This window comes from Mycobacterium sp. MS1601 (assembly GCF_001984215.1).
GTDB lineage: Bacteria > Actinomycetota > Actinomycetes > Mycobacteriales > Mycobacteriaceae > Mycobacterium.
In genome coordinates this window covers 1,187,049-1,209,785 of record NZ_CP019420.1, presented here as the reverse complement: position 1 = coordinate 1,209,785, position 22,737 = coordinate 1,187,049, and the positions used below count along the sequence as shown (strand labels likewise).

Genomic DNA, 22,737 nt, shown 5'->3' with positions numbered 1-22,737 from the left:
CCGGGAATCGCATTCACTGAGGCAGATGTTGCTGCGTTGACAAAATTCGGTGGCCGTCTCGGAATGGTCGGCAATGCTATTGATCTAGGAACGGGTGTCTATGACGTGATCGTGAACGACGCTTCTCTGTTTGACGTCGCCGTGCAGACCGGTGGCGGATTCGCAGGAGCCTGGGCGCTCGCCCCGGCCGGCGGATATCTGGGCGCTGCGGTTGGCGGGCCGCCGGGCGCGTTTGTTGGCGCGCTAGTGTTCGGCACCGCGGGTGCATTTGGGGGACAGGAACTTGCTGAAGGCGCGCTCGAATGGGTCAAGGGCAAATGATTGGTTTATCGATGGTGACAGAACTTCAGGCTGCTCCGCAGCCGACCATCGCCAGTCCCCATACGTTGCTCTTCTTCTGCGCAATGATGGCGTTCCTTGTGCTTCCCGTCGTCACAGTCGGCAGCAAGAGAAGTGTCGAATGGCAACGAAAAATGTACTGGGGCAGTACCTTTGGTGCCATTGTCTGCGTAATCTGCGCTTCACTGCCGAATCTGGTCGCCGGCGGCGTCTGGGCGCTGCTCATTCTGTTTGCGATGACGCTGCGGGCTTACTTCACCAGTCAATACCTCAAGCTAGGCAGACGTGTGATTGCGTTTCACAGCGCAACGGAGATAACTTCTCAGCGAGCCCGCCCGGGAGAACTCGCAACGAACCAGCCGTACAGTCCGTCGGTGTCGGCGGCGAAGCTCTGGTGGTTGCTGACGGTAGGTGTTGGTGTCATCGGTGCCGGCAACATGTGGAAATATGTCCTTGACCGCGAGGACGCACGGTTCGGACTTCTGGGGCTGGGGATTGTCATCGCCTCGGCAGTGCTCAGCGGGATCGGAGACGCCATGCATCAGCAACGCATTGCGCGCGGTCAGGTAGCCCAGTTTGTGTTGCTCTCGTTGGCGTCGGCGGGCATTTTCCCTGTGCTGTACCTACTGGCGCATTCGACCACTCTGCGACTGGGGAACTCGCCCAATTAGGCTGGCGAGCCCAGCACCTTCCACAGAAACGAGTAACTCAGCGCCGACTTGAACGCCGTCTGCGCATTGTCGGCAGCACCGGCGTGCCCGCCCTCGATGTTCTCGTAGTAACGCACCCGATGCCCGGCTGCCTCCAGCGCAGCGGTCATCTTGCGGGCGTGCCCTGGGTGCACCCGGTCGTCGCGGGTTGAGGTGGTCATCAGCAGCTCTGGGTACTGGGCGTCGGAAATATTCTGGTACGGCGAGTATTTGGAGATGAACTCCCAGTCTTGCGCGTTGTCGGGATCACCGTACTCGGCCACCCAGGACGCGCCGGCCAACAGCAGGTGGAAGCGCTTCATGTCCAGCAGCGGCACCTGGCACACCAACGCGCCGAACAGCTCCGGATACTTGGTCAGCATGATGCCCATCAGCAGGCCGCCGTTGCTGCCACCCTGGGCACCCAGTTGCGGCACGGTGGTGATGCCCCGGGCCACGAGATCGCGTGCCACCGCGGCAAAGTCCTCGTCGACCTTGTGGCGGTTCTCCCGCATCGCCTGGGTGTGCCAGGTCGGCCCGTACTCGCCGCCGCCGCGGATGTTGGCCAGGACGTAGGTGCCGCCGCGAGCCAGCCACAGTCGACCCAGCACTCCGCCGTAACTCGGGGTGTTGGACACCTCGAACCCGCCGTAGCCACCGAGCAGGGTCGGTCGAGGACCGGGTCCGCTGGACACCACGAAGTAGGGCACCTGGGTGCCGTCCAGTGACGTCGCGAAATACTGTGCGACGGAGATGTTCTCGGCGTCGAAGAATGCCGGTGCGGATTTCACCTCTTCCAGCGGCCCACGGGCAGGGCCAAACAACAGTCGCGAAGGCGTATCGAATCCGCTGGAGTCCAGGAAGATCTCGTCAACGGTGTCGTCGGCGGCCACCACGGAGGTGTTGGTGTTCGCCGGGATGCCGGGCATGGGAGTCGACACCCACGTGCCCGGCTCCAGCACCGCGACATGGCTGGTCACGTCGGACAAGGTGACGAGCACAAGAGCGTCCTTGGTCCAGACGTGCTGATGCAGGGACGTGTGTGCATCAGGTGCAAACACCACATCCAGAGTCGCTGTGCCGGAAAGGAATTCGTCGTAGTTCGCCACCAGCAGAGCGCCGGCGGGATAGGTGATGTCGCCGACGGTCCAGTCGCTGCGCAGTTCGATGTGCAACCAGTCGCGGTGCACACCCACTGACGCGTCGGTGGGCGCGTCGATACGCAGCAGCTCACCGTCGCGGAGTTCGGACACCTCGTCGTTGAAGAAGTCGATAGCTCGGCTGATGAACGTCCGCTCGTAACCAGGGGTGAGATCCACCGCGGCGGCCACGATCACGTCGGTGGCGGAACCCTCGAACACCGTCGAGGCATCGGACAGCGGCTCGCCGCGCTTCCACCGCTTGATAACTCGCGGATAGCCGGATTCGGTCAGCGTTCCCGGACCGAAATCCGTGCCGATCAGCACGGTATCGGGGTCCTCCCAGCTGATCTGCGTCTTCGCCTCCGGAACCTCGAAGCCGCCGGTGACGAATTCCCTTGACTCCATGTCGAACTCGCGCACAATCGCAGCGTCCGACCCGCCACGTGACAAGCTCACAAGAGCGCGGTCATAGGTGGGTTCGATGACGTCGGCGCCGGCCCACACCCAGTTTGCGTCGTCGGCCTTCGCCAATGCGTCGACGTCGATCAGCACGTCCCAGGATGGATCGTCGGTGCGGTAGCGCTCCAGCGTGGTGCGCCGCCACAATCCGCGCGGATTGGTGGCGTCGCGCCAGAAGTTGTAGAGGTACTCACCGCGTCGCCGCACGTACGGGATGCGGCTGTCGGTGTCGAGCACCTCGAGTGCCTCGCGGCGCATCTCGTCGAAGCGGTCGTCGCTCAGCTCGGCGATCGTCGGTTCGTTGTGGGCACGCACCCAGTCCAACGCGTCGTCGCCGGTGATGTCTTCGAGCCAGAGGTACGGGTCTTCAGCCACGTGTCCCATTGTGGCCCTACGGGTAGTGTGATCTACATGACAGCTCCGTCGCGTGCACTCGTCACCAGAGCCGCCGCCGATCTGCTCGACAGTCTGCAGAAGCAATACGGCCCGGTGATGTTTCACCAGTCCGGCGGCTGCTGCGACGGTTCGTCGCCGATGTGTTATCCGCTCGGGGACTTCGTGGTCGGCGATCGTGATGTGCTGCTCGGGATCCTCGACGTCGGCGAAGGGGTACCGGTCTGGATCTCGGGGCCACAGTTCGACACGTGGAAACACACCCAGCTGGTCATCGACCTGGTGCCCGGCCGGGGTGGGGGATTCAGCCTCGAGTCGCCGGAAGGGGTTCGCTTCCTCTCGCGGGGCCGCGCCTTCACCGACGACGAGAACATCCAGTTGGAGACCGTTCCGCCGCTGACCGGAGCGCAATACGAGGCAGGCGCACGGCCGCCAGGCCCACGCGGCGAAGTGGTCGCCGAAGCCGCCGACGCCTGCCCGATACCGGTGGGACGCGCCGCGCAGGTCCCGCGATAGCGACGGAACCGTCGTAGGGTTTTTCCGTGCTTCCTCTCCCGAGGGCTTGGCTGCTGACTGGTGCAATGCTGGTGGGCAGTGCCATCGGGGTCGTCATCGGAGTTCTGACCACGGTCTTCGTGCACATCTCGATGCGTCCCGACGCCGCCATCGCACTGGTCCTCGCCGGCCCGACGCTACTGGGGCTGGTGCTCATCCTGACGGCGGGCAGCCGTTGGGTGACGGTGTGGGGAACCTTCCTGCTGGCAATCGCACCGAGCTGGTTCGGTGTGCTGGTTCTGACCCAGGCGGTGCACGGTGTCTGACCGTGCCGACACCGGCTCGATGCCCATGACTGAACCGCACGAAGCGCCCATCTTCGACACCGGGCCGCACCCCACCCCCATGCCCAAGACCGAGACGCACCGCAACCCGTGGTTCGACCCCGGGTTCGCGCCCGCGCACGCCGAACCGGTGGACGACATCTTCGCCCCCACCGACGTGCTCCTTGCCGAACGTGAGGAGTCGGACGCCAAGCCGCAGCCGGTGCAGCCCGTCGCAGTGCCCGGTCAGTACCAGTTCCTCAAGGCCTGGAAACTGATCACGGTGTTGTTCGCGACATGGGTGGTCGCCGGTGCCGCGGGCGTGGGTTTGTATTACTGGTGGTTCCAGGCCCCGGACAAGACCTGGGTCGAGGTAGCGGTGCTGATGTACGTGCTGGCCACTGTCGTCGGCGCATTACTGGTGTCCTTGCCAGACCAGCGTCCGACGCTGTCGGCGATGTCGATTGCGCTGATGACCGCCCCCTTTGCGTCGGGTGTGGGGGCCGCGGTGCTCTACGGTTCGTTCGTGATGGGCTGGGTTCACCTGTAGCTCCTTCAGCTGCTCGTTCCTCGCAGCCTCGGACTTCAGCTGCTCGTTCCTCGCAGCCTCGGACTTCAGCTGTGAGCCGACGTACCTCGGTCACACCGGCGATTCCTGCCCACTAGGCTGGTGAGCGTGACTCACTATGACGTCGTCGTTCTCGGAGCCGGACCTGGTGGATACGTTGCGGCCATCCGTGCTGCCCAGCTGGGGTTGAACACCGCAATCGTCGAACCCAAGTACTGGGGCGGCGTCTGCCTCAACGTCGGGTGCATCCCGTCCAAGGCGTTGCTGCGCAATGCGGAGATCGCCCACATCTTCACCAAGGAAGCCAAGACCTTCGGCATCAGCGGTGAGGCCACCTTCGACTACGGCGCCGCCTATGACCGCAGCCGCAAGGTCGCCGACGGTCGTGTCGCCGGTGTGCACTTCCTGATGAAGAAGAACAAGATCACCGAGATCCACGGCTACGGCAAGTTCACCGGCGCCAATGCCATGACCGTCGACCTCAACGAGGGCGGCACCGAGGACGTCACCTTCGACAACGCCATCATCGCCACCGGCTCGAGCACCCGCCTGGTGCCGGGCACGTCGCTGAGCGAGAACGTCGTCACCTATGAGAAGCAGATCCTCAGCCGCGAGCTGCCCGGGTCGATCATCATCGCCGGCGCAGGCGCCATCGGCATGGAATTCGCCTACGTCCTGAAGAACTACGGCGTCGACGTCACCATCGTCGAGTTCCTGCCCCGTGCGCTGCCCAACGAGGACGCCGAGGTCTCCAAGGAGATCGAAAAGCAGTACAAGAAGCTCGGTGTGAAGATCCTCACCGGCACCAAGGTCGAGTCCATCAAGGACGATGGCAGCCAGGTCACCGTCGAGGTCAGCAAGGACGGCAAGTCCGACACTCTCAAGGCCGACAAGGTGCTGCAGGCCATCGGCTTCGGCCCCAACGTCGAAGGCTTCGGTCTGGAGAAGGCCGGGGTCACGCTGACCGACCGCAAGGCCATCGGCATCGATGACTACATGCGCACCAACGTGCCGCACATCTACGCCATCGGCGACGTCACCGGCAAGCTGCAGCTGGCGCATGTCGCCGAGGCCATGGGTGTGGTGGCCGCCGAGACCATCGCCGGCGCCGAGACCCTGGCGCTGGGCGACTACCGGATGATGCCGCGCGCCACGTTCTGTCAGCCGCAGGTCGCCAGCTTCGGGCTCACCGAGCAGCAGGCCAAGGACGAGGGTTACGACGTCGTGGTCGCGAAGTTCCCGTTCACGGCCAATGGCAAGGCACACGGCCTGGCCGACCCCACCGGTTTCGTGAAGCTGATCGCCGACAAGAAGTACGGCGAGCTGCTCGGCGGGCACCTGATCGGGCCCGATGTCGCCGAATTGCTGCCCGAGCTGACGCTGGCTCAGAAGTGGGATCTGACCGCCACCGAGCTGGCCCGCAACGTGCACACCCATCCGACCCTGTCGGAGGCCTTGCAAGAGTGCTTCCACGGGCTGACCGGCCACATGATCAACTTCTGATTGTGCGGTTCGGTTCTCTTCTAGCGTCGGCCCTCTTCGTCGCCGCCGGTCTGGTCGCCGCACCTGCGGCGGCCGAACCGGTGACGACGGGTGCCCCTGATCTGAGCGGATACCGCGAGGTGCCGGCCGACGGCTTCGTGGACAGCCTCGTCGCGCAGGGTGAGGTGTACTTCCAGACGCCCGACGGACTGTTGTGCGCGATCCGCCCCGCGCACGGTGCGGCCGGGTGCGACGGGCGCCTGCCGAACACCCGCGCGGGGGTCAACGAGATCGTGCTCGCCGCCGATGTGGCAGACCGTGGCCTGCGTGCGACGGCCAATCCCCAGTTCGTCAAACCGTCCGGGAGCGCGGCACGGGTACTGCCGGTCGGCTCGAAGATCGTCTACCAGGACTTCGTCTGCGCGGTGGGCGAGGGTTCGACGACGTTGTGTACCAAGTCTTCCGGTGATCAGTTGCAGTGGCTGGAGATCTCTTCGACCGGGACCGGTGTGGGGCCCGCGACGGCCGGCCTGCCCGACGGGTTCCCGGACCCGAACGACTTCGTGGTGGGTGACGACAACTACATCGTGGGTGCCGGCGCCAAGAACATCTTCCCGGTGTTCACCGTCGATGCAGGGCTGACGTGCACCATCGCCATGTTCAGCGGCGGAGAGGTGGGCTGCAACGGCAACCTCCCCGGTGCCAGTGGTGCAGAGAACGAGGTCTTCGCGCAGTTCCCTGGCCCCGTCGGCATCCGCAAGACCGACGATCCCAAGTTCGACAAGCCGGCATACCCCGGCACCGTTCGGCAGCTGCCGGTGGGCTACCGCGTCAGCGAGATGGGCGCCACGTGCATGGCCATTGAGGGCGGCGTGGCCTGCTACGGCACTCTCGCGGGGCAGACCCAGGGCTTCGAGGTGTCAGCAGAGGGGGTGACGACGTTCGGCGGTGCACCGCAGGAGGTTTCGTCTGCTGACCCCGACGGCGCGGCTAGTGAGTCAACGGCCCCGAGCACGGTGCCGCCATCCACCACTTCGGTGCCCACCACGTCAGGGCCGACCGCGAGTTCCGTACCGCCAGTCGGCTGAGCCCGCGAACGCATCAGTTCGGTTCTTCGTCTTCGTCTGTGCTGCCGTCCTTTTCGGCGGGTGGACGTTGTCCGCTTCTGCTGGGTGGTGTCGCAGTCCTGGGATGATGTAGGCGTTCGGGGTGGTGGATGTCGTTGACGCGGGGTTGGCCGTGATCCAGGTGTGCCGGTGGTATCCACTCGGTTTCGCCGAGTTGGTTCTTGCGGGTGGTCCACCCGCCTTCGGTGACGAGTTTGTTGTCGCTGGGGCAGGCGAAAGCCAGGTCATCGACGTTGGTGAGTCCGCCGGCGGCCCAGTCCAACACCGCGTGGTGGGCTTGGCAGCCGTAGCCGGGGACGGTGCAGCCGGGTCGGGTGCAGCCGCGGTCACGGTCGTAGAGCACGATCTGTTGTGACGGGCTGGCGATGCGCCTGGTGCGCCCAAGATGCAGGACTTCGCCGTGGTCGCCGTAGATGACCAAATAGTGATGAGCATGTCGGGCCAGCCGCAGAACGTCGCGGACCGGCAGACGGGTACCGCCCGCGGTGACACCAAGCCCAACAGAGGCTTCCAACTCGCGCAGGGTGGTGGAGACGATGACGGTCGCGGGCAGGCCGTGGTGTTTGCCGAGTTGGCCGGAGGCCAGCATGGCACGCCCGACGGCAAGGAAGGCGTCGTGATTGCGTTGGGGTTGTGATCGCCCGTCTCGTTGAGCGGCTTGGGCGGTGACGTCGTCGATGCAGGGCGTTTCATCTGAGGGGTTGCAGGCGCCGGGGGAGGCCCATTTGGCGGTGACGGCTTCCCAGGTGGCTCGGCTTTCGGGGGTCAGGTAACCCCAGAACTTGGATCGGCCGTCAGACTGTTGCTTACCGACATGGAACTCACCTTTGGGTGCCCGCGGTTTGGGCTCCGTTGGTGGGGTGCCGTCCTGGTCGAGTTCGAGGTAGAGGTCGTTGGCAGTGGCCCTGAGTTCATCGGGGCGCTTACTACGGGATTTGTCGACCAGCGTCTGCTCCGCCTCCTCCCGGGCGGCGACGCCGACGTGTCCGGGCAGCGAGGCCATGAACCCGCGGATCACCGCGACATGTCCGGCGCCGATCGCCCCGCCGGCCTGCGCGGCAGCGGTGGTGGCCAGCCAGGGCTGCAAGGGATCTCCGGTCAGCGTGGTGCGGGGTCCGAGGTGTTCGGCGTCGTCGACCAGTGTGGCGGCGTCGCGACGGGTGATACGCAGCAGATCAGCCAGTGCCCGCCCGAGGGTGTCGCCCAACTCTGCCGCGGAAGCCTGCTGCTTCAACGCCACGATCTCGCGATGCTGCAGAGCGGGAAGGCGATTGATCACCCGCTGCGCTCGGGCCAGTACTGCTTTCTGTTGGGCCACCGATCTCTGCCGGGGATCCGTGGCCAGCAACTCGGTGAGCGCTGCATCGATGGCATCGAACAGTGCCCCGGTGGGGTCGCCTCCTGAAGCCATCGATTCCGAATGCATGTTCGAAATCTACGTTCCACCACCGACATCCAGCACATCCCCGGCGACAGCCTGTGGATCAACACCGAACTGTGGATAACCTCAGTCCGGAAAATCGAGCGGCAGCTGCAGGGTGTTCATCGTCGCGGCCAGAGTGTCGTATTGCCCTGCCAGCAGACAGAATTCGATCAGCTGCTTCTGGTTGAGGTAGCCGGACAGGGCAGTCCACGTCTCGGCCGTCACGCGGCGGGACAGTACGAACTCGTCGGTGGCGCGCAACAACACCCGCTGGCGATCAGACAGGCCGGCGGCATCCGGGCCCTCGAACACCTTCGCCTGCAGTGCCGCGTCCACACCGCGGGAGCGGGCGAGCCGGCGGTGCTGCTGCAATTCGTACTCACACTCGCGCAGATGTCCCACCCGTAGGATGACCAGCTCCGCCTCGAAGCGTGACAGGCGGCCCCAGTACAGCAATACCCCGGAGAACGGCAGCCACGCCCAGAACAGCGTGGAATGCCTCGAGAATGCGTTGAACAGATGGAATTCGGGAGCGCGGATCCCACGCGCTCCCAACCGACAGATCACCCAGTTGATGGGGCCGACGTCGCGGAACCCGCTGGAGGCCGGGACTCGGCTCATGACTGCTTCACCAAATAGGGGGAGACGGTACTGCGGTGCTCGTCGAGGTCGAGCGCGCGGCCCAACGCCGGGAAAGCACGCTGCGGGCAGTTGTCGCGTTCGCACACCCGGCAACCGGCGCCGATGGGGGTGGCATTGTTGCCGGACAGATCGAGCCCCTCCGAGTAGACCAGCCGATTCGCATGGCGCAGTTCGCATCCCAGGCCGATGGCGAAGGTCTTCCCGGGCTGCCCGTACCGGGACGCGCGTCGCTCCACGGTGCGGGCCACCCACATGTAGTGACGGCCGTCGGGCATCTGGGCGATCTGGACGCCGATCTTGCCCGGGTTGGCGAAGGTCTCGTACACATTCCACAGAGGACACGTGCCTCCGGAGGACGAGAAATGAAATCCTGTGGCGGACTGACGTTTTGACATGTTTCCTGCTCTGTCCACCCGGACGAACGACAAGGGCACCCCACGCATCGACGGTCGCTGAAGTGTCGACAGCCGATGGGCGATGGTTTCGTAGCTCACCGAGTAGAACGCCGACAACCGCTCGATGTCGTAGCGGAAGCCTTCGGCGACATCGTGGAACTGGCGGTACGGCAGCACCGCGGCCGCGGCGAAGTAGTTGGCCAGCCCGAGCCGGGCCAGCACGCGCGATTCGTCGCTGGTGAAGTTGCCCTCGGTCACCAGATCGTCGATGAGAGAACCGAACTCCAGATACGCCAACTCCACGGCGAGTTTGAAGACCTGTTGTCCGCCGGACAGATGGGCGCTCATCTCGAGGGTCTTGGTCTCCGGGTCGTAGCGGTGCAGGACGGTGTTGCCCAGATCGATGCGCCGGATGATGCGCACTCCGTGTACATGCGCGAGCCGCTGGGCGATGTCGCGGGCCAGGTCGCCGCGGTGCATACGCATGCGGTCGGTGAGATCCTCTGCGGCGGTGTCGAGTTCGTGCAGGTAGTTCTGCCGCTGATAGAAGTAGTCACGTACCTCTTCGTGCGGCATCGAGATCGACCCGGTTCCGCTGCCGTCGGCGTTGCGGTCTTCGGTGACCGCCGCAAGTCGTGCGTTGGTCAGGCGGTAACGCTGGTGCAGGTTCACCATGGCCTTGGCCAGGGCCGGGTGTGAACTCACGATGTCGGCGAGTTCGGACTGGTCCACGTCGACGCCGAGATCCCGGTCCAGGGTGACCTCCCGGAGCTCGGCGATCAGGCGGGTGTCGTCCTGGGAGGCAAAGAAGGTGGCGTCGACGCCGAACACTTCGGTGATCCGCAACAGAACCGCCACCGTCAGCGGGCGGACGTCGTGCTCGATCTGGTTGAGGTAGCTGGGCGAGATCTCCAACATCTGGGCGAGCGCCGCTTGGCTGAAGCCGCGTTCGGTGCGCAGCTGCCGAACCCGCGAACCGACGAAGGTCTTGGCCATTCGCCCAGCTTACCCCGCTTGTTAATGGTCCTCTTCGCAGGATTGGCAACTACTTCGTGATGTGTTGGCCGAGCTCCTGGGTAATCTCAAGGCTGGCCGGGGGGCTCCCAAAGAACTGACGAAGAGGGCGTTGATGACGACACAGGCGGCTTCGGGGCTGGCAAAGACGATGATGCCGGTGCCCGATCCCCATCCGGACGTCTTCGATCGGGAGTGGCCGCTGCGGGTGGGCGACATCGACCGGACCGGCCGGTTGCGGTTCGACGCCGCGTGCAGGCACATCCAGGACATCGGCCAGGACCACCTGCGTGAGCTGGGCTTCGAGGAGACCCATCCCTTGTGGATCGTCCGCCGCACCATGGTGGATCTGATCCGTCCCATCGAGTTCAACGACATGCTGCGGATGCGGCGCTGGTGCTCGGGAACCTCCAACCGCTGGTGTGAGATGCGGGTGCGGATCGATGGTCGCAAAGGTGGGCTGATGGAGTCCGAGGCGTTCTGGATCAACATCAACCGCGAGACCCAGGGCCCGTCGCGCATCTCCGACGACTTCCTGGCCGGTCTGCAGAAGACCACGTCGGTGGATCGGCTGCGCTGGAAGGCCTATCTCAAGGCCGGCAAGCGTGAGGACGCCGACGAGATCCGCGAGTATCCGGTGCGGGTCTCCGACATCGACCTGTTCGACCACATGAACAACTCGGTCTACTGGACCGTCATCGAGGACTACCTGTTCTCGCATCCCGAGCTGCTGGAAGGCCCGCTGCGGGTGGCCATCGAACATGATCTGCCGGTCGCACTCGGCGACAAATTGGAGATCCTGTCGCACGTCCATCCGGCCGGCTCCACCGAGGTGTTCGGCGCCGATCTGGTGGATCGCACTGTAACGACGCTCACATATGTGGTCGCCGGGGAGACCAAAGCGGTTGCGTCCCTGTTCTCGGTTTAACAGTACCGTTGTCCTGTTATTTACCCGCCTGACCTGCGCGATTCTGGTTACCGGTCGGTAACCTCTGAAACGGTTCAGCTCCGAGGGTTCTTAACAGGATTAGCAAAGTCCCGACCGGTCGTGGCGAAAATTGGCAACGAATTGGCTGGACCTGCGCATATGAGTAGTGGCATCGTGGGATACAGCACACCAGTGAAGCTGCTCAGTCGTTAACAAGTCGGCGATCCCGACAACGTTCAGAGCGCTTGACCGTTCACTCTCGCGGCGTTTCAGCCGCACACTTTCACATTCAGAGGAGCCGTCAATGTCGACCGTTGGCACCCCCAAATCGCCCGAGCAGATCCAGCACGACTGGGACACCAACCCCCGCTGGAAGGGCATCACCCGCGACTACAGCCCGTCCGATGTCGTGGCCCTGCAGGGCAGCGTCGTCGAAGAGCACACCCTGGCCCGCCGCGGTGCCGAGGTGCTGTGGGAGCAGCTGCACGACATGGAGTTCGTCAACTCCCTCGGCGCGCTGACCGGCAACATGGCTGTTCAGCAGGTCCGCGCCGGACTGAAGGCCATCTACCTGTCCGGTTGGCAGGTTGCCGGTGACGCCAACCTCTCCGGTCACACCTACCCCGATCAGAGCCTGTACCCGGCCAACTCCGTGCCGCAGGTGGTGCGCCGCATCAACAACGCACTGCTGCGTGCCGACGAGATCGCCAAGGTCGAAGGTGACCGTTCCGTCGAGAACTGGCTGGCCCCGATCGTCGCCGATGGCGAGGCCGGTTTCGGTGGCGCGCTCAACGTCTACGAACTGCAGAAGGCCCTCATCGCCGCCGGTGTTGCCGGCTCGCACTGGGAAGACCAGCTGGCCTCGGAGAAGAAGTGTGGTCACCTCGGTGGCAAGGTGCTGATTCCCACCCAGCAGCACATCCGCACGCTGACCTCGGCGCGCCTGGCCGCCGACGTGGCCGACGTTCCCACCGTCGTCATCGCCCGCACCGACGCCGAGGCCGCCACCTTGATCACCTCGGATGTCGACGAGCGCGATCGGCCGTTCATCACCGGTGAGCGCACCAAGGAAGGCTTCTACCGGGTCCGCAACGGTCTCGAGCCCTGCATCGCCCGGGCCAAGGCCTACGCGCCGTACTCCGACCTCATCTGGATGGAAACCGGTACCCCGGATCTGGAGCTGGCCCGCAAGTTCGCCGAGGGCGTCAAGAGCGAGTTCCCCGACCAGATGCTGGCCTACAACTGCTCGCCGTCGTTCAACTGGAAGAAGCATCTGGACGACGCCACCATCGCCAAGTTCCAGAAGGAATTGGGCGCCATGGGCTTCAAGTTCCAGTTCATCACCCTCGCGGGCTTCCACGCGCTCAACTACTCGATGTTCGATCTGGCCTACGGCTACGCCCGCAACCAGATGAGTGCCTACGTCGAGCTGCAGGAGCGTGAGTTCGCCGCCGAGGAGCGCGGTTACACCGCCACCAAGCACCAGCGTGAGGTGGGCGCCGGCTACTTCGACCGGATCGCCACCACGGTGGATCCCACCTCGTCGACCACCGCGCTGGCGGGTTCGACCGAAGAGGGTCAGTTCCACTGAGCCGCTAAGGCCCCCCGCTGAACAGACACAAACTCGCGTGATTTCCTTGGGAATCACGCGAGTTTGTGTCTGTTCGCGACAGAAAGGTAATCAGTGAGCATCGAACGTGTTGGTGTGGTCGGCGCCGGACAGATGGGCTCGGGCATCGCGGAGGTCTCCGTCAAGGCCGGTGCCGACGTGGTGGTCTACGACACCGACGAACGCTTCACCGCTGCGGGCAAGGACCGGATCACCGGCTCCCTGGACAAGGCCGTCACCAAGGGCAAGCTCAGCGCGCAGGACCGTGATGCGGCGCTGGCCCGGCTGAGTTTCACCACCGACCTCAACGATCTCGCCGACCGCCAGCTGGTGATCGAAGCCGTCATCGAGGACGAGTCCGTCAAGACCGCCATCTTCGCCGAGCTCGATGCCATCGTGACCGATCCGCAGGCGGTGCTGGCGTCCAACACCTCCAGCATCCCGATCATGAAGATCGCAGCGGCCACGACGAACCCAAGCCGGGTTCTCGGGCTGCACTTCTTCAATCCCGTGCCGGTGCTGCCCCTTGTCGAGCTCGTCAGCACTCTGGTCACCGACCAGGGCGCCGTCGCCCGCGTCGAGCAGTTCGCCGGTGAAGTGCTCGGCAAGCAGGTGGTCAAGTGTTCGGACCGCTCGGGCTTCGTGGTGAACTTCCTGCTGGTGCCCTACCTCTTGGCGGCCATCCGGATGGTAGAGGCCAAGGTGGCCACCATCGAGGACGTCGACACCGCTGTGGTGGCCGGGTTGTCACATCCGATGGGCCCACTGCGGCTGTCGGATCTGATCGGGCTGGACACCTTGAAGTTGATCGCCGACAAGATGTTCGACGAATTCAAAGAACCGCTCTATTCGGCACCCTCGCTGCTGCTGCGAATGGTCGAGGCAGGTCAGTTGGGCAAGAAGTCCGGACAGGGCTTCTACCGCTATTGACGACACGGAATGCATTCATTGGCGTTAACCGGTGACACTGGTTAGGGTGACAAATCGTAGGCCCGAAGGGCCCTCGCCGGGACACGGCCGAGGCGCAGGATTGCGTCCATGTCAGGCCCCGAGCACCACGAATCTATGCACAAGGACTGTCGCAGCGTGTCAGTAGTCGAACCGGATCTGTCGCCGTTCTACGAAGAATCTCAGTCGATCTACGACATCTCCAATGAATTCTTCGCGCTGTTTCTCGGGCCCACCATGGGCTACACCTGTGGGTACTACGAGCGCGACGACATGGATCTCGATGAGTCGCAGAACGCAAAATTCGACCTGGCGCTGGGCAAGCTGGGCCTCGAACCCGGTATGACGCTGCTCGACATCGGCTGCGGTTGGGGCGGCGCGCTGGAGCGGGCGATCACCAAGTTCGACGTCAACGTCATCGGCATCACCTTGAGCAAGGCGCAGTCGGAGTGGGCCCGCGAGCGGCTGGCCAAGCTCGACACCGAGCGCAGCGTCGAGATCCGGTTGCAGGGCTGGGAAGAGTTCAACGAGCCCGTCGACCGCATCGTGTCGATCGGCGCGTTCGAGGCCTTCAAGGCCGAGCGCTACCCGCTGTTCTTCGAGCGCGCGTACAACATCTTGCCGGCCGACGGCGTGATGCTGCTGCACACCATCCTGGCGCACACACAGCAGTTCTTCCGCGAGAACGGGATCAAGCTGACTCTCAGCGATCTCAAGTTCATGAAGTTCATCGGTGATGAGATCTTCCCCGGCGGACAGCTGCCCGCTGTCGAGGACATCGAGAAGCTGGCCGCCGACTCAGGTTTCAACCTGACCCGCACCCACTTGCTGGGCCCGCACTACGCCCGCACGCTGGACATGTGGGCCGCGAATCTGGAAGCGGCCAAGGATCAGGCCATCGCCATGCAGGGTCAGGAAGTCTATGACCGCTACATGAAGTACCTGACCGGTTGCGCCGACTTCTTCCGTCGTGGTGTCACCAACATCGGTCAGTTCACGCTGGAAAAGGGCTAGCCCCCAGCGCTAGATGGCGGCCAACCGCTTCTTCTCGGCTTCCACGTCGAAATCAGCGGGCGGCCAACTCATGTTCAGTGACTTCAGCGCCTCGATGAGCAGTTCGAGGATGGCCAGTCTGCTGTACCACTTGCGGTCGCACGGCACCACGTGCCAGGGCGCATGTTCGGTGGAGGTCTTGTCCAGGACCGCCTGATAGGCCTCCTGGTAGGCGGGCCACAGGGCGCGTTCGTCGATGTCGGCGGGGTTGTATTTCCAGTACTTGTCGGGCCGTTCGAGCCGCTCGGCGAGGCGCTTCTTCTGCTCGTCCAGCGAGACGAACATCGCCACCTTCACGATGGTGGTGCCTTCGTCGGTGAGCTCCTTCTCGAACGCGTTGATCTCGTCGTAGCGGCCGGCCCAGATGTTCGGTGGCACCAAATTGCGCACGCGCACGATCAGTACGTCCTCGTAGTGCGACCGGTCGAACACCCCGATCTGGCCCGCCGCGGGCACGGCTTTGTGAATCCGCCACAAGTAGTGATGTGACAGCTCCTCGGGGGTGGGCGCACCGAAGCTGGTGTAGCGGATGCCCTGCGGGTTGCCCGCGCCCACCACGTGTTTGACGATGCCGCCTTTGCCTGCGGTGTCCATGCCTTGCAGAACCAGCAGGACCGACCTGGTGTCACCGGAGCGGCTGTTGGCGTAGAGCATTTCCTGCAGTCCGGCAAAACGATCATTGCGCTCGGCCTGCAGCGCGGGGGCGTCGGCCTTGCTGCCCTTGAACCCAGGAGTGGCGCCGGCATCGATCTCGGAGACCTTGTCCCCCGGGCGGAAGGCGAGCACTTTGTGTGGTTCGTGGGTCCACTGGGAGGGCAGGTCGGTCATGGGCGTCCAGCCTATAGATCAGCGCCTGTGGACGGCGGCAACTCCGGTGACGGATGCGGCTGGCTGTTGAAACGTGCCAGCGAGCCACCGCTTTCGACGATCCCGCTCAATGCGCTCCACGAGAGCATGGAAAGGTAGTCGATCAACTCGTCGGAGCTCATCCGCCGATGCGACATCCACGAGTGGGTGGCCAGCTGAACGCCGCCGACGATCATGTAGGCCCACGGCTCGACACCTTTGGTGTCCATGCCCTCTTTCTGCATGCGCCTGCGGAACATCACGGCGAGCATTCCGGCGATGATCCGTTCGCTGTCGGCGATCACTTTGCTTTTGCTGGCAGAGCTGTTTGCGAAGACAAAAGGATAGATTTCTGGTTCTGCGGCCACAGTCTCGACGTACACCCTGATGATCTCGCGGGTCAGGGCGTAGCCATCCAGATGGGTTGACAGCGCGGCGGCCATGTTGGGGATCAGAGTCGTCTGCACGAAGCGCATCATCACCGCGGTGGTGAGGTCGTTCTTGTCGACGAAGTAGCGGTACAACACGGTCTTGGAGACGCCGATTTCCGCAGCTATCTCGTCCATGCTGATGTCGCGACCCTGGCGGCGGATGGCGCCGAGGGTGCCGTCGACGAGTTCGTTTCGACGCTCCACCTTGTGCTGGTGCCAGCGCCGTTTGCGACCGTCGACTTTCGCGGGTCCGGCCTCGGGCTGTTGTGCCACTGTCGTGCTCATCCGTTTCTCTGGTTCGGACCCGATGATAGTGCGCATCGGCCCGGCGAGCCGGATCTGGTCCGCAGACGTCGTCACAGTAACTGGACGGCGTCGAACCGGAATGCCGATCAACCCATGACGGATGATGGAGATGTGGTCGTGAGAAACCCGCTGGAGCGCCCGTCGTTGGCTGAATCGTTCGCCGGCGCCGACTCTGCTGCCGACGCGCAACGCCGGACCGCGTTGCGGCGTATGAAGCTGGTGGCGCTGGGCTTTCTGATTGCGGCCACCGTCATCTTCCTGGTGTGCACCTATGCGCAGTCCCAGGGCGCGGATGCCTGGGTGGGCTACGTGCGTGCCGCCGCCGAAGCGGGGATGGTGGGTGCGCTGGCGGACTGGTTCGCTGTCACCGCGCTGTTCAAGCATCCACTCGGCATCCCGATCCCGCACACCGCGATCATCCGGCGCAAGAAAGATCAGCTGGGGGAGGGGTTGGGTAACTTCGTCCGCGAGAACTTCCTGTCCCCGCAGGTGGTGGAGACCAAGATCCGGGACGCCGAGATCGCGGGTCGTCTGGGAAAGTGGCTGGCCGAGCCTGCCAATGCAACTCGGGTGGCCGCGGAGTCGGCGACGGTGCTGCGTGTCGGTGTGGAGCTGCTGCGCGACGAGGACGTCCAGCAGGTCATCGACAAGATGATCGTGCGTCGAATCGCCGAACCGCAGTGGGGACCGCCAGCGGGCCGGGTGCTCGCGACGATGCTCGCCGAGAACCGGCAGGAGGCTCTGATCCAGCTGCTCTGCGACCGGGCGTTCGAGTGGTCGCTGAATGCGGGCGAGACCATCGAGCGGGTGGTGGTGCGGGATTCGCCGAGCTGGTCGCCGAAATTCGTCGACCAGTTGCTGGGTGACCGGATCCACCGTGAGCTGATGGATTTCACCGACAAGGTGCGCCGGAACCCGAATCATGAACTGCGCCAGTCTGCCAACAGGTTCCTGTTCGAATTCGCCAATGATCTGCAGAACGACCCGGCCACCGTCGCCAAGGCGGAATCGGTCAAAGAGCAGCTGATGGCGCGACACGAGGTTTCCAAGGCGGCCGAGACGGCGTGGCGGACGCTGAAACGTCTTGTGCTGGAAGGGGTCGACGATCCGTCGTCGACGCTGCGCGCCAGGATCGCCGAGTCGGTGGTGCGCCTCGGTGAATCTCTGTGCAGCGACGCCGACTTGCGCGACAAGGTGGACGACTGGATCGTGCGCGGGGTGCAGCACCTGGTGTCGCAGTACGGCGTGGAGATCACCGCCATCATCACCGAGACCATCGAACGCTGGGACGCCGAGGAGGCCAGCAGGCGTATCGAACTCCATGTCGGCCGTGATCTGCAGTTCATCCGGATCAACGGCACCGTGGTGGGCGCACTTGCGGGCCTGGTGATCTACACGGTGGCGCAAATTATATTCTGACCTGCGCTAGCAAGTGCTTGCAAAAGCTAGCACGGGTAGGTACGGTGGAACCTGTCAGTTTCAGACACACCGTTGATACCCGCCCGTGCCGAAGGAAAACCCATGTCGCAGGACGAAAATCTTGCCACCGTGGTAACTCACGCCGCGTCCGACATCGGCAGCTTCATCCGGGCGCAGCGCGAGGCGGCGCAGGTTTCGGTGCGGCAGTTGGCCGAGAAGGCCGGGGTGAGCAACCCTTACCTCAGTCAGATCGAGCGAGGGCTGCGTAAGCCGTCTGCCGAAGTGCTGAACCAGATCGCCAAGGCGCTCCGGGTGTCCGCCGAGGTGCTCTACGTGCAAGCCGGGATCTTGGAACCCGGTGAGCCCAACGCGGTCCGCGACGCCATCGTCACCGACATGGCGATCACCGAGCGTCAAAAACAGGTGCTGCTCGACATCTACGCCTCGTTCCTGCAACAGAACGAGACCACCACTGCACAACTCGAAGCTGCCCGTGAGGAGTCCACCACTGACTGACCCCTCCGCAACCGAGAAGTGCTGCCAAAAAACAACTTTCACCTACATTTCCGAAAGGAGCCACCATGGCTGAGAACCCGACTGTCGAAGATCTGAAGGCCCCGTTGCTCGCCGCCGTCGGCGCCGCCGACCTGGCGCTGGCAACTGTCAACGAGATCGTCGCGGCCCTGCGTGAGCGCGCCGAAGAGGCCCGTGCCGACGCCAGCGCCCGCGCCGAGGAACGCCGCACCGCACTGACGTCCGCCGTCGACGAGACCAAGGACCGCATCAGCAAGCTGCAGGAGGACCTGCCCAAGCAGTTCGGTGAACTGCAGGAGAAGCTGAGCGCCGACGAACTGCGAAAGGTGGCCGAGGGCTACGCCGAGCAGGCGCAGACCACCTACACCAAGCTCATCGAGCGCGGCGAAGCCGCCATCGAGCGTCTGCGTTCGCAGCCGGCGCTGGAAGAGGCCGCGGAGCGTGCCGAGGGGTACGTGGATCAGGCCGTCGAACTGACCCAGGACGCCCTGGGCACCGTCGCCACCCAGACCCGCGCGGTCGGCGAGCGCGCCGCCAAGCTCGTCGGTGTCGAACTGCCCAAGAAGGCCGAAGACGCCGCCGCGCCGGTGAAGAAGGTCGCCGCCAAGGCCCCGGCCAAGAAGGCTCCCGCCAAGAAGGCCCCGGCCAAGAAGGCCACACCGGCCACGGCGGCCAAGAAGGCTCCGGCCAAGAAGGTCACCCAGAAGTAAGCAACTCGACGCACGGTATGAGACCCGCCTACGCTTGGGGCTGTGATGCTTCAAGGTGTGGCGGGTCTCGTCCTGTATGCAGTGCATGTCGGTGTGCTGATCGCAACGCTGTATGCGTTGGTGCACGCCGCTCTGCAACGTCCCGACGCCTACACCGCGGTGGACAAGCTGACCAAGCCGGTGTGGCTGATCATCCTGGGTGTTGCTTTGTTGCTCGCGGTCGTCATGGGTCCCGGTTTCGGCTCGGCCATCGCCGCGTGCGCCGCAGGTGTCTACCTGGTGGATGTCCGCCCCAAACTGCTTGAGATCCAGGGAAAGTCGCGCTAGACCCATGCCACGTTCTCTGGCTGCGTTGGCAGCCACCAGCACTGTGTTCGCCGCCCTGATGCTGGCCCCGCCTGCCCAGGCCACGCCGTACGTCTCCCATGTCGAGTGGGCCAAATGGGGTGATCTCTCCAGTCTGCGGGTGTACCCCACGACGGCTGGCCGCTCCGGTTCGGGGATCGGGCACCGCAGCACGGGCGAAGCCGCCTGGGCCGAGGTGCTGTCGTTGGCGCCCGATGCCGCCATTGCCGGTATGCGCGAGCAGTTCCTGTGCCACTGGGCTTTTGCCGAGCTGCTCGAGCCCGGCAAGGTCAGCTGGAACCTGGAGCCGTGGCGACCCGTTGTCACCGACGCCGAGATGTACGAGGCCAACTGCAACCCCGGCGGTAGCGAAGAGCCGTTCTGATGGCATGGACGCGTGCGCAGGTGGCCGCGCTGGTGGACCACACCCTGCTCAAACCCGAAGCCACCGAAGCCGATGTGGCGGCTGTGGTCAAAGAGGCCGCCGATCTGGGTGTCTACGCGGTGTGTGTGTCACCGTCGCTGGTGCCGGCGGCCGTGGGCACTCTGCCCGTCGCCACCGTCGCCGGCTTCCCGTCCGGTAAACACGCGTCGGCGGTCAAGGCCGCCGAGGCACAGCTCGCCGTCCGCGACGGTGCGGTCGAGGTGGACATGGTGATCGACGTGGGTGCCGCGCTGTCCGGCGACATCGCCGCCGTCGAGGCCGATATCGCAACGGTCAAGGCCGCCATCCCGGACGCGGTGCTCAAGGTGATCGTCGAGTCGGCCGTACTGCTGAGCCTGGCCGACGCCGGCACCCTGGCTGCGGTGTGCCGAGCGGCCGAAGCCGCGGGCGCCGACTTCGTGAAGACCTCCACCGGTTTCCACCCGGCCGGCGGCGCGTCCCTGTCCGCCATCTCGGTGATGGCGGACACCGTGGGTGGTCGCCTCGGCATCAAGGCCAGCGGCGGCATCCGAACTGCCGACGCCGCCGTCGCACTGCTGGACGCCGGCGCCACCCGGTTGGGACTGTCAGCGTCCCGCGACGTGCTCGACGGGCTGGGTTAGAGCCCGGGCTCGGGGATTCAGAGCCCGGCGAAGCAAGGATCCTCGCCGCCGCGCGGCATGGTCGAATCCGACACGGTGAACTGACTGGTCACCCCCGAATCGGTGACCTGCACATCCTGCAGGTTGATGGCCACCGGGTAGTTCTTCGTGAGCTCGCCGGTGAAGACGTCCAGCGCGGGCTGCACGGTCTCCCGCGGGAGCGTGAAGCCCAGCCCCGTGACCTGCAGAACCTCGAGCGACAGCCCACCGTTGACGCTTGTGGGCTTGGCCGTGATGCTGCCCAGCGCGCCCTCCAAGGTGATGGTGCCGTCGTTCTTGTTGGTCTTGACATCGCTGACGATGCCGCCGAACAGCGGGATCAGGCCCTGCACAGTCTGTTTGATGCCGTCAGCGCTCCAGGTCACGTGGCCGATCATCGAGCCGATGCTGCCACCGGAGCTGCCGGAGTCCTCGAGCCTTACGTCTTTGATCTCGATGTTCACCTTCATCCCTTTGGCCTCGCGGATCTGATTGCCCGCGGTCTCGATGGAGATGTTGGTGTAGTGGCCCGTCATGTGCTGCCAGAGGAACGGCGGCATCACGCCGAACGATGCCGTGGCCTGATCCTTGACGATGCAGGCGACGGCCGCGCCCACCACCTCGTCGGCCCGCTTGCGTGCGTACAGTTCGCCGGCGACCACACCGGCTGCGGCCAGCGCGATGACGATGACCAACACCAGCACCAAGGACAGCGGATCCTTGAGCCAACCGAGGATGCCGCGGTCACTGTCGTCGTCCTCGTGGGGCGGGGGCGGCGACTCTCCAGACGCGGCCGGCGGATACCACTGCGGTGTCGCCTGCGTGGGATCGTCCATCGGGCTCTGCGGATTGAACCGCTGCTGCGGGATGTACTGGGTGTTCGGGTCCGGCGGGCCCTGACGGGTTATCCGTTCGGTGGGCGGCGTCGGCTGCTGGTCCTGCGGGGGCCGGCCCCACGGCGACTGGTCACCGGGGCCTTGTGGCGGATTCGTCACTGTCGCGATTCTGCCTTACTCAGCTGTGCGAACTCCGAGCGGTTTCGCAGTACGGCCAGCGTGTTGCGCGCCTTCTCCACCGCCGCGGCGTCGACGTCGCAGGTCAGCAGCTGCGGATCGGCGCCGGCTGCCGCCATGGGTTCACCGTACGGAGAGACGACCAGGCTGCCGCCGACGCCGGTGGGACCGGTGGCGGCGACCTCGTCGCCCGGGTACGCCTGATCCACCGCGGCGACGTATCCGGCGGTGTCCAGCGCGCGGGCCCGGGCCAGCAGGGTCCACTGCTCCAGCTTGCCCGGACCTGCGCCCCACGAGGCGCTGACGGTGATCAGCGCCGCTCCGCGCTGCGCCAGGGTCACGTAGAGCTCGGGGAACCGGATGTCGTAGCAGGTGGTGAGTCCCACGGTCACATCGTCGACCGTGATCGTGACCGGTTCACGCCCCGGTGCGACGGTGCGCGACTCCTCGAACCCGAAGGCGTCGTACAGGTGGATCTTGTCGTAGTGCGCGTCGGCGGTGGGACCTGCCGCGATCAGCGTGTTGGTGACCCGGCCGTCCGGTGCGGGACAGAACATCCCGGCCACGACGGTGACACCGGCCTGCGCCGCGACGGCGCGCACCCCGTCAGCCCAGGGGCCGTCGATCGGCTCGGCCACCGGCCCCAGCGGCACGCCGAACCGGCACATCGTGGCCTCGGGGAACACCACCAGCGCCGCGCCGGCGTCGGCGGCCTGCCGGGTGTGCTGCTCGACGATCTGCAGGTTGGCCGCGGGATCGGTGCCCGAGGTGATCTGGGCCAAGGCGATTCGCATGTTGCCAAGGGTAGGCGTCGGAGTGCTCGCAGCATGCTGTCAGCACTCCGAAACACGGGATTTACACCGGGCGCCGTTGCGCGTAACGCGGTGACGATTACCTGTCAACTGACTCATATTGCTATGAGGCGCGCCTAGGGTTCCGCTGCTGCCGCAGGTCTGGTCCAAGAGGTGCAGGCGGCAGGCAACGGCGCAGGTCGCTCCACGGCGGGACAAAAGCCCGGGAGACTCCATCGCGTACGGGA

Annotated in this window: 25 protein-coding genes and 1 riboswitch; of the genes, 17 read left to right on the top strand and 8 right to left on the bottom strand. The window is 64.8% G+C overall.

Going from position 1 to position 22,737, the window contains the following annotated elements; translation table 11 throughout:
- Nucleotides 1-36: 36 nt before the first annotated feature.
- Both BVC93_RS05845 and BVC93_RS05840 read left to right on the top strand, forming a co-directional pair.
- Complete coding sequence (locus BVC93_RS05845; RefSeq protein WP_157516788.1) at nt 37-321, top strand: hypothetical protein; 285 nt, start codon at nt 37-39, stop codon at nt 319-321.
- Entirely contained in the window at nt 303-1,010 is a 708-nt protein-coding gene (locus BVC93_RS05840; RefSeq protein ID WP_157516787.1) for a hypothetical protein, read from the top strand. Before BVC93_RS05845 ends, BVC93_RS05840 begins: the two co-directional genes overlap by 19 nt.
- Here BVC93_RS05840 and BVC93_RS05835 read toward each other — a convergent pair.
- Entirely contained in the window at nt 1,007-3,013 is a 2,007-nt protein-coding gene (locus tag BVC93_RS05835; RefSeq protein ID WP_083736340.1) for a prolyl oligopeptidase family serine peptidase, read from the bottom strand. The genes BVC93_RS05840 and BVC93_RS05835 overlap by 4 nt on opposite strands.
- Before the next feature lie 27 nt (nt 3,014-3,040).
- On the opposite strand from BVC93_RS05835, the gene BVC93_RS05830 reads away from it, so the two are divergent.
- From BVC93_RS05830 to BVC93_RS05810, 5 genes are all read left to right on the top strand, one after another.
- On the top strand, nt 3,041-3,538 hold the full coding sequence (locus tag BVC93_RS05830; RefSeq protein WP_083740832.1) for a DUF779 domain-containing protein: 498 nt from the start codon (nt 3,041-3,043) through the stop codon (nt 3,536-3,538).
- 26 nt (nt 3,539-3,564) lie between these two features.
- Nucleotides 3,565-3,843 carry a putative holin gene (locus BVC93_RS05825; RefSeq protein WP_083736339.1) on the top strand — a complete coding sequence of 93 codons (279 nt, stop codon included), beginning with the start codon at nt 3,565-3,567 and terminating at the stop codon, nt 3,841-3,843.
- Between the two features lie 25 nt (nt 3,844-3,868).
- Nucleotides 3,869-4,390 carry a hypothetical protein gene (locus BVC93_RS05820; protein ID WP_157516786.1) on the top strand — a complete coding sequence of 174 codons (522 nt, stop codon included), beginning with the start codon at nt 3,869-3,871 and terminating at the stop codon, nt 4,388-4,390.
- Nucleotides 4,391-4,516: 126 nt separating this feature from the next.
- Nucleotides 4,517-5,911, top strand: a complete 1,395-nt coding sequence (gene lpdA, locus BVC93_RS05815) for a dihydrolipoyl dehydrogenase (RefSeq protein ID WP_083736337.1) — start codon at nt 4,517-4,519, stop codon at nt 5,909-5,911.
- A gap of 2 nt (nt 5,912-5,913) precedes the next feature.
- Entirely contained in the window at nt 5,914-6,978 is a 1,065-nt protein-coding gene (locus BVC93_RS05810; RefSeq protein ID WP_192860209.1) for a hypothetical protein, read from the top strand.
- A 13-nt stretch (nt 6,979-6,991) separates the two neighbouring features.
- Here the strand turns inward: BVC93_RS05810 and BVC93_RS05805 are convergent, their stop codons facing one another.
- The 3 genes from BVC93_RS05805 to ramB form a co-directional block, all read right to left on the bottom strand.
- Nucleotides 6,992-8,443 (bottom strand): HNH endonuclease signature motif containing protein, encoded by a 1,452-nt coding sequence (locus BVC93_RS05805; RefSeq protein ID WP_236950258.1) that lies wholly within the window; start codon nt 8,441-8,443, stop codon nt 6,992-6,994.
- Nucleotides 8,444-8,524: 81 nt separating this feature from the next.
- Entirely contained in the window at nt 8,525-9,061 is a 537-nt protein-coding gene (locus tag BVC93_RS05800) for a carboxymuconolactone decarboxylase family protein (RefSeq protein WP_083736336.1), read from the bottom strand.
- Nucleotides 9,058-10,473 (bottom strand): acetate metabolism transcriptional regulator RamB, encoded by a 1,416-nt coding sequence (gene ramB / locus BVC93_RS05795; RefSeq protein WP_083736335.1) that lies wholly within the window; start codon nt 10,471-10,473, stop codon nt 9,058-9,060. Before ramB ends, BVC93_RS05800 begins: the two co-directional genes overlap by 4 nt.
- Nucleotides 10,474-10,606: 133 nt before the next feature.
- Here ramB and BVC93_RS05790 point away from each other — a divergent pair, with 133 nt between their 5' ends.
- From BVC93_RS05790 to BVC93_RS05775, 4 genes are all read left to right on the top strand, one after another.
- On the top strand, nt 10,607-11,419 hold the full coding sequence (locus BVC93_RS05790) for an acyl-[acyl-carrier-protein] thioesterase (protein ID WP_083736334.1): 813 nt from the start codon (nt 10,607-10,609) through the stop codon (nt 11,417-11,419).
- Between the two features lie 304 nt (nt 11,420-11,723).
- The gene (gene aceA / locus BVC93_RS05785) at nt 11,724-13,010 is read left to right on the top strand and encodes an isocitrate lyase (RefSeq protein WP_083736333.1); all 1,287 of its coding nucleotides are present in this window, start codon (nt 11,724-11,726) and stop codon (nt 13,008-13,010) included.
- Nucleotides 13,011-13,142: 132 nt separating this feature from the next.
- Complete coding sequence (locus BVC93_RS05780) at nt 13,143-13,958, top strand: 3-hydroxybutyryl-CoA dehydrogenase (protein ID WP_236950407.1); 816 nt, start codon at nt 13,143-13,145, stop codon at nt 13,956-13,958.
- A gap of 156 nt (nt 13,959-14,114) precedes the next feature.
- Nucleotides 14,115-14,990, top strand: coding sequence for a cyclopropane mycolic acid synthase family methyltransferase (locus BVC93_RS05775; RefSeq protein WP_083740830.1), 876 nt, complete (start codon nt 14,115-14,117; stop codon nt 14,988-14,990).
- Nucleotides 14,991-14,999: 9 nt separating this feature from the next.
- On the opposite strand, the gene BVC93_RS05770 is transcribed toward BVC93_RS05775, so the two are convergent.
- Nucleotides 15,000-15,857: a polyphosphate kinase 2 family protein gene (locus BVC93_RS05770; RefSeq protein ID WP_083736331.1), complete on the bottom strand. Its 858-nt coding sequence runs from the start codon at nt 15,855-15,857 to the stop codon at nt 15,000-15,002.
- A gap of 11 nt (nt 15,858-15,868) precedes the next feature.
- A complete protein-coding gene (locus BVC93_RS05765; protein ID WP_442929023.1) occupies nt 15,869-16,591 on the bottom strand; it encodes a TetR/AcrR family transcriptional regulator in 723 nt (240 codons plus the stop codon).
- Between the two features lie 114 nt (nt 16,592-16,705).
- Between BVC93_RS05765 and BVC93_RS05760 the strand changes: the two genes are divergently transcribed.
- The 6 genes from BVC93_RS05760 to deoC all read left to right on the top strand — a co-directional run bounded on the left by BVC93_RS05760 (nt 16,706) and on the right by deoC (nt 20,667).
- Nucleotides 16,706-18,031 (top strand): DUF445 domain-containing protein, encoded by a 1,326-nt coding sequence (locus BVC93_RS05760; protein WP_083736330.1) that lies wholly within the window; start codon nt 16,706-16,708, stop codon nt 18,029-18,031.
- Between the two features lie 102 nt (nt 18,032-18,133).
- Complete coding sequence (locus BVC93_RS05755) at nt 18,134-18,547, top strand: helix-turn-helix domain-containing protein (protein WP_083736329.1); 414 nt, start codon at nt 18,134-18,136, stop codon at nt 18,545-18,547.
- A gap of 65 nt (nt 18,548-18,612) precedes the next feature.
- On the top strand, nt 18,613-19,275 hold the full coding sequence (locus BVC93_RS05750) for a heparin-binding hemagglutinin (protein ID WP_083736328.1): 663 nt from the start codon (nt 18,613-18,615) through the stop codon (nt 19,273-19,275).
- A gap of 45 nt (nt 19,276-19,320) precedes the next feature.
- The gene (locus BVC93_RS05745) at nt 19,321-19,602 is read left to right on the top strand and encodes a DUF2516 family protein (protein WP_192860357.1); all 282 of its coding nucleotides are present in this window, start codon (nt 19,321-19,323) and stop codon (nt 19,600-19,602) included.
- Nucleotides 19,603-19,606: 4 nt separating this feature from the next.
- Nucleotides 19,607-20,005, top strand: a complete 399-nt coding sequence (locus tag BVC93_RS05740; RefSeq protein WP_083736326.1) for a DUF2599 domain-containing protein — start codon at nt 19,607-19,609, stop codon at nt 20,003-20,005.
- Entirely contained in the window at nt 20,005-20,667 is a 663-nt protein-coding gene (gene deoC, locus BVC93_RS05735) for a deoxyribose-phosphate aldolase (RefSeq protein WP_083736325.1), read from the top strand. Before BVC93_RS05740 ends, deoC begins: the two co-directional genes overlap by 1 nt.
- A gap of 17 nt (nt 20,668-20,684) precedes the next feature.
- Here deoC and BVC93_RS05730 read toward each other — a convergent pair whose 3' ends face one another.
- Complete coding sequence (locus BVC93_RS05730; RefSeq protein WP_192860208.1) at nt 20,685-21,680, bottom strand: LmeA family phospholipid-binding protein; 996 nt, start codon at nt 21,678-21,680, stop codon at nt 20,685-20,687.
- Nucleotides 21,677-22,492 carry a carbon-nitrogen hydrolase family protein gene (locus BVC93_RS05725; protein WP_083736324.1) on the bottom strand — a complete coding sequence of 272 codons (816 nt, stop codon included), beginning with the start codon at nt 22,490-22,492 and terminating at the stop codon, nt 21,677-21,679. Before BVC93_RS05725 ends, BVC93_RS05730 begins: the two co-directional genes overlap by 4 nt.
- Nucleotides 22,493-22,615: 123 nt before the next feature.
- Nucleotides 22,616-22,721, top strand: a riboswitch (guanidine-I (ykkC/yxkD leader).
- Nucleotides 22,722-22,737 lie beyond the last annotated feature (16 nt).

Excerpts from the sequence above, each read along its gene's own strand:
- BVC93_RS05840 (WP_157516787.1), top strand. The coding sequence starts at position 303 with ATGGGTCAAGGGCAAATGATTGGTTTATCGATGGTGACAGAACTTCAG.
- BVC93_RS05835 (WP_083736340.1), bottom strand. The coding sequence starts at position 3,013 with ATGGGACACGTGGCTGAAGACCCGTACCTCTGGCTCGAAGACATCACC.
- BVC93_RS05830 (WP_083740832.1), top strand. The coding sequence starts at position 3,041 with ATGACAGCTCCGTCGCGTGCACTCGTCACCAGAGCCGCCGCCGATCTG.
- BVC93_RS05820 (WP_157516786.1), top strand. The coding sequence starts at position 3,869 with ATGACTGAACCGCACGAAGCGCCCATCTTCGACACCGGGCCGCACCCC.
- BVC93_RS05805 (WP_236950258.1), bottom strand. The coding sequence starts at position 8,443 with ATGCATTCGGAATCGATGGCTTCAGGAGGCGACCCCACCGGGGCACTG.
- BVC93_RS05800 (WP_083736336.1), bottom strand. The coding sequence starts at position 9,061 with ATGAGCCGAGTCCCGGCCTCCAGCGGGTTCCGCGACGTCGGCCCCATC.
- ramB (WP_083736335.1), bottom strand. The coding sequence starts at position 10,473 with ATGGCCAAGACCTTCGTCGGTTCGCGGGTTCGGCAGCTGCGCACCGAA.
- BVC93_RS05790 (WP_083736334.1), top strand. The coding sequence starts at position 10,607 with ATGACGACACAGGCGGCTTCGGGGCTGGCAAAGACGATGATGCCGGTG.
- aceA (WP_083736333.1), top strand. The coding sequence starts at position 11,724 with ATGTCGACCGTTGGCACCCCCAAATCGCCCGAGCAGATCCAGCACGAC.
- BVC93_RS05780 (WP_236950407.1), top strand. The coding sequence starts at position 13,143 with ATGGGCTCGGGCATCGCGGAGGTCTCCGTCAAGGCCGGTGCCGACGTG.
- BVC93_RS05770 (WP_083736331.1), bottom strand. The coding sequence starts at position 15,857 with ATGACCGACCTGCCCTCCCAGTGGACCCACGAACCACACAAAGTGCTC.
- BVC93_RS05765 (WP_442929023.1), bottom strand. The coding sequence starts at position 16,591 with ATGAGCACGACAGTGGCACAACAGCCCGAGGCCGGACCCGCGAAAGTC.
- BVC93_RS05760 (WP_083736330.1), top strand. The coding sequence starts at position 16,706 with ATGACGGATGATGGAGATGTGGTCGTGAGAAACCCGCTGGAGCGCCCG.
- BVC93_RS05755 (WP_083736329.1), top strand. The coding sequence starts at position 18,134 with ATGTCGCAGGACGAAAATCTTGCCACCGTGGTAACTCACGCCGCGTCC.
- BVC93_RS05750 (WP_083736328.1), top strand. The coding sequence starts at position 18,613 with ATGGCTGAGAACCCGACTGTCGAAGATCTGAAGGCCCCGTTGCTCGCC.
- BVC93_RS05745 (WP_192860357.1), top strand. The coding sequence starts at position 19,321 with ATGCTTCAAGGTGTGGCGGGTCTCGTCCTGTATGCAGTGCATGTCGGT.
- BVC93_RS05740 (WP_083736326.1), top strand. The coding sequence starts at position 19,607 with ATGCCACGTTCTCTGGCTGCGTTGGCAGCCACCAGCACTGTGTTCGCC.
- deoC (WP_083736325.1), top strand. The coding sequence starts at position 20,005 with ATGGCATGGACGCGTGCGCAGGTGGCCGCGCTGGTGGACCACACCCTG.
- BVC93_RS05725 (WP_083736324.1), bottom strand. The coding sequence starts at position 22,492 with ATGCGAATCGCCTTGGCCCAGATCACCTCGGGCACCGATCCCGCGGCC.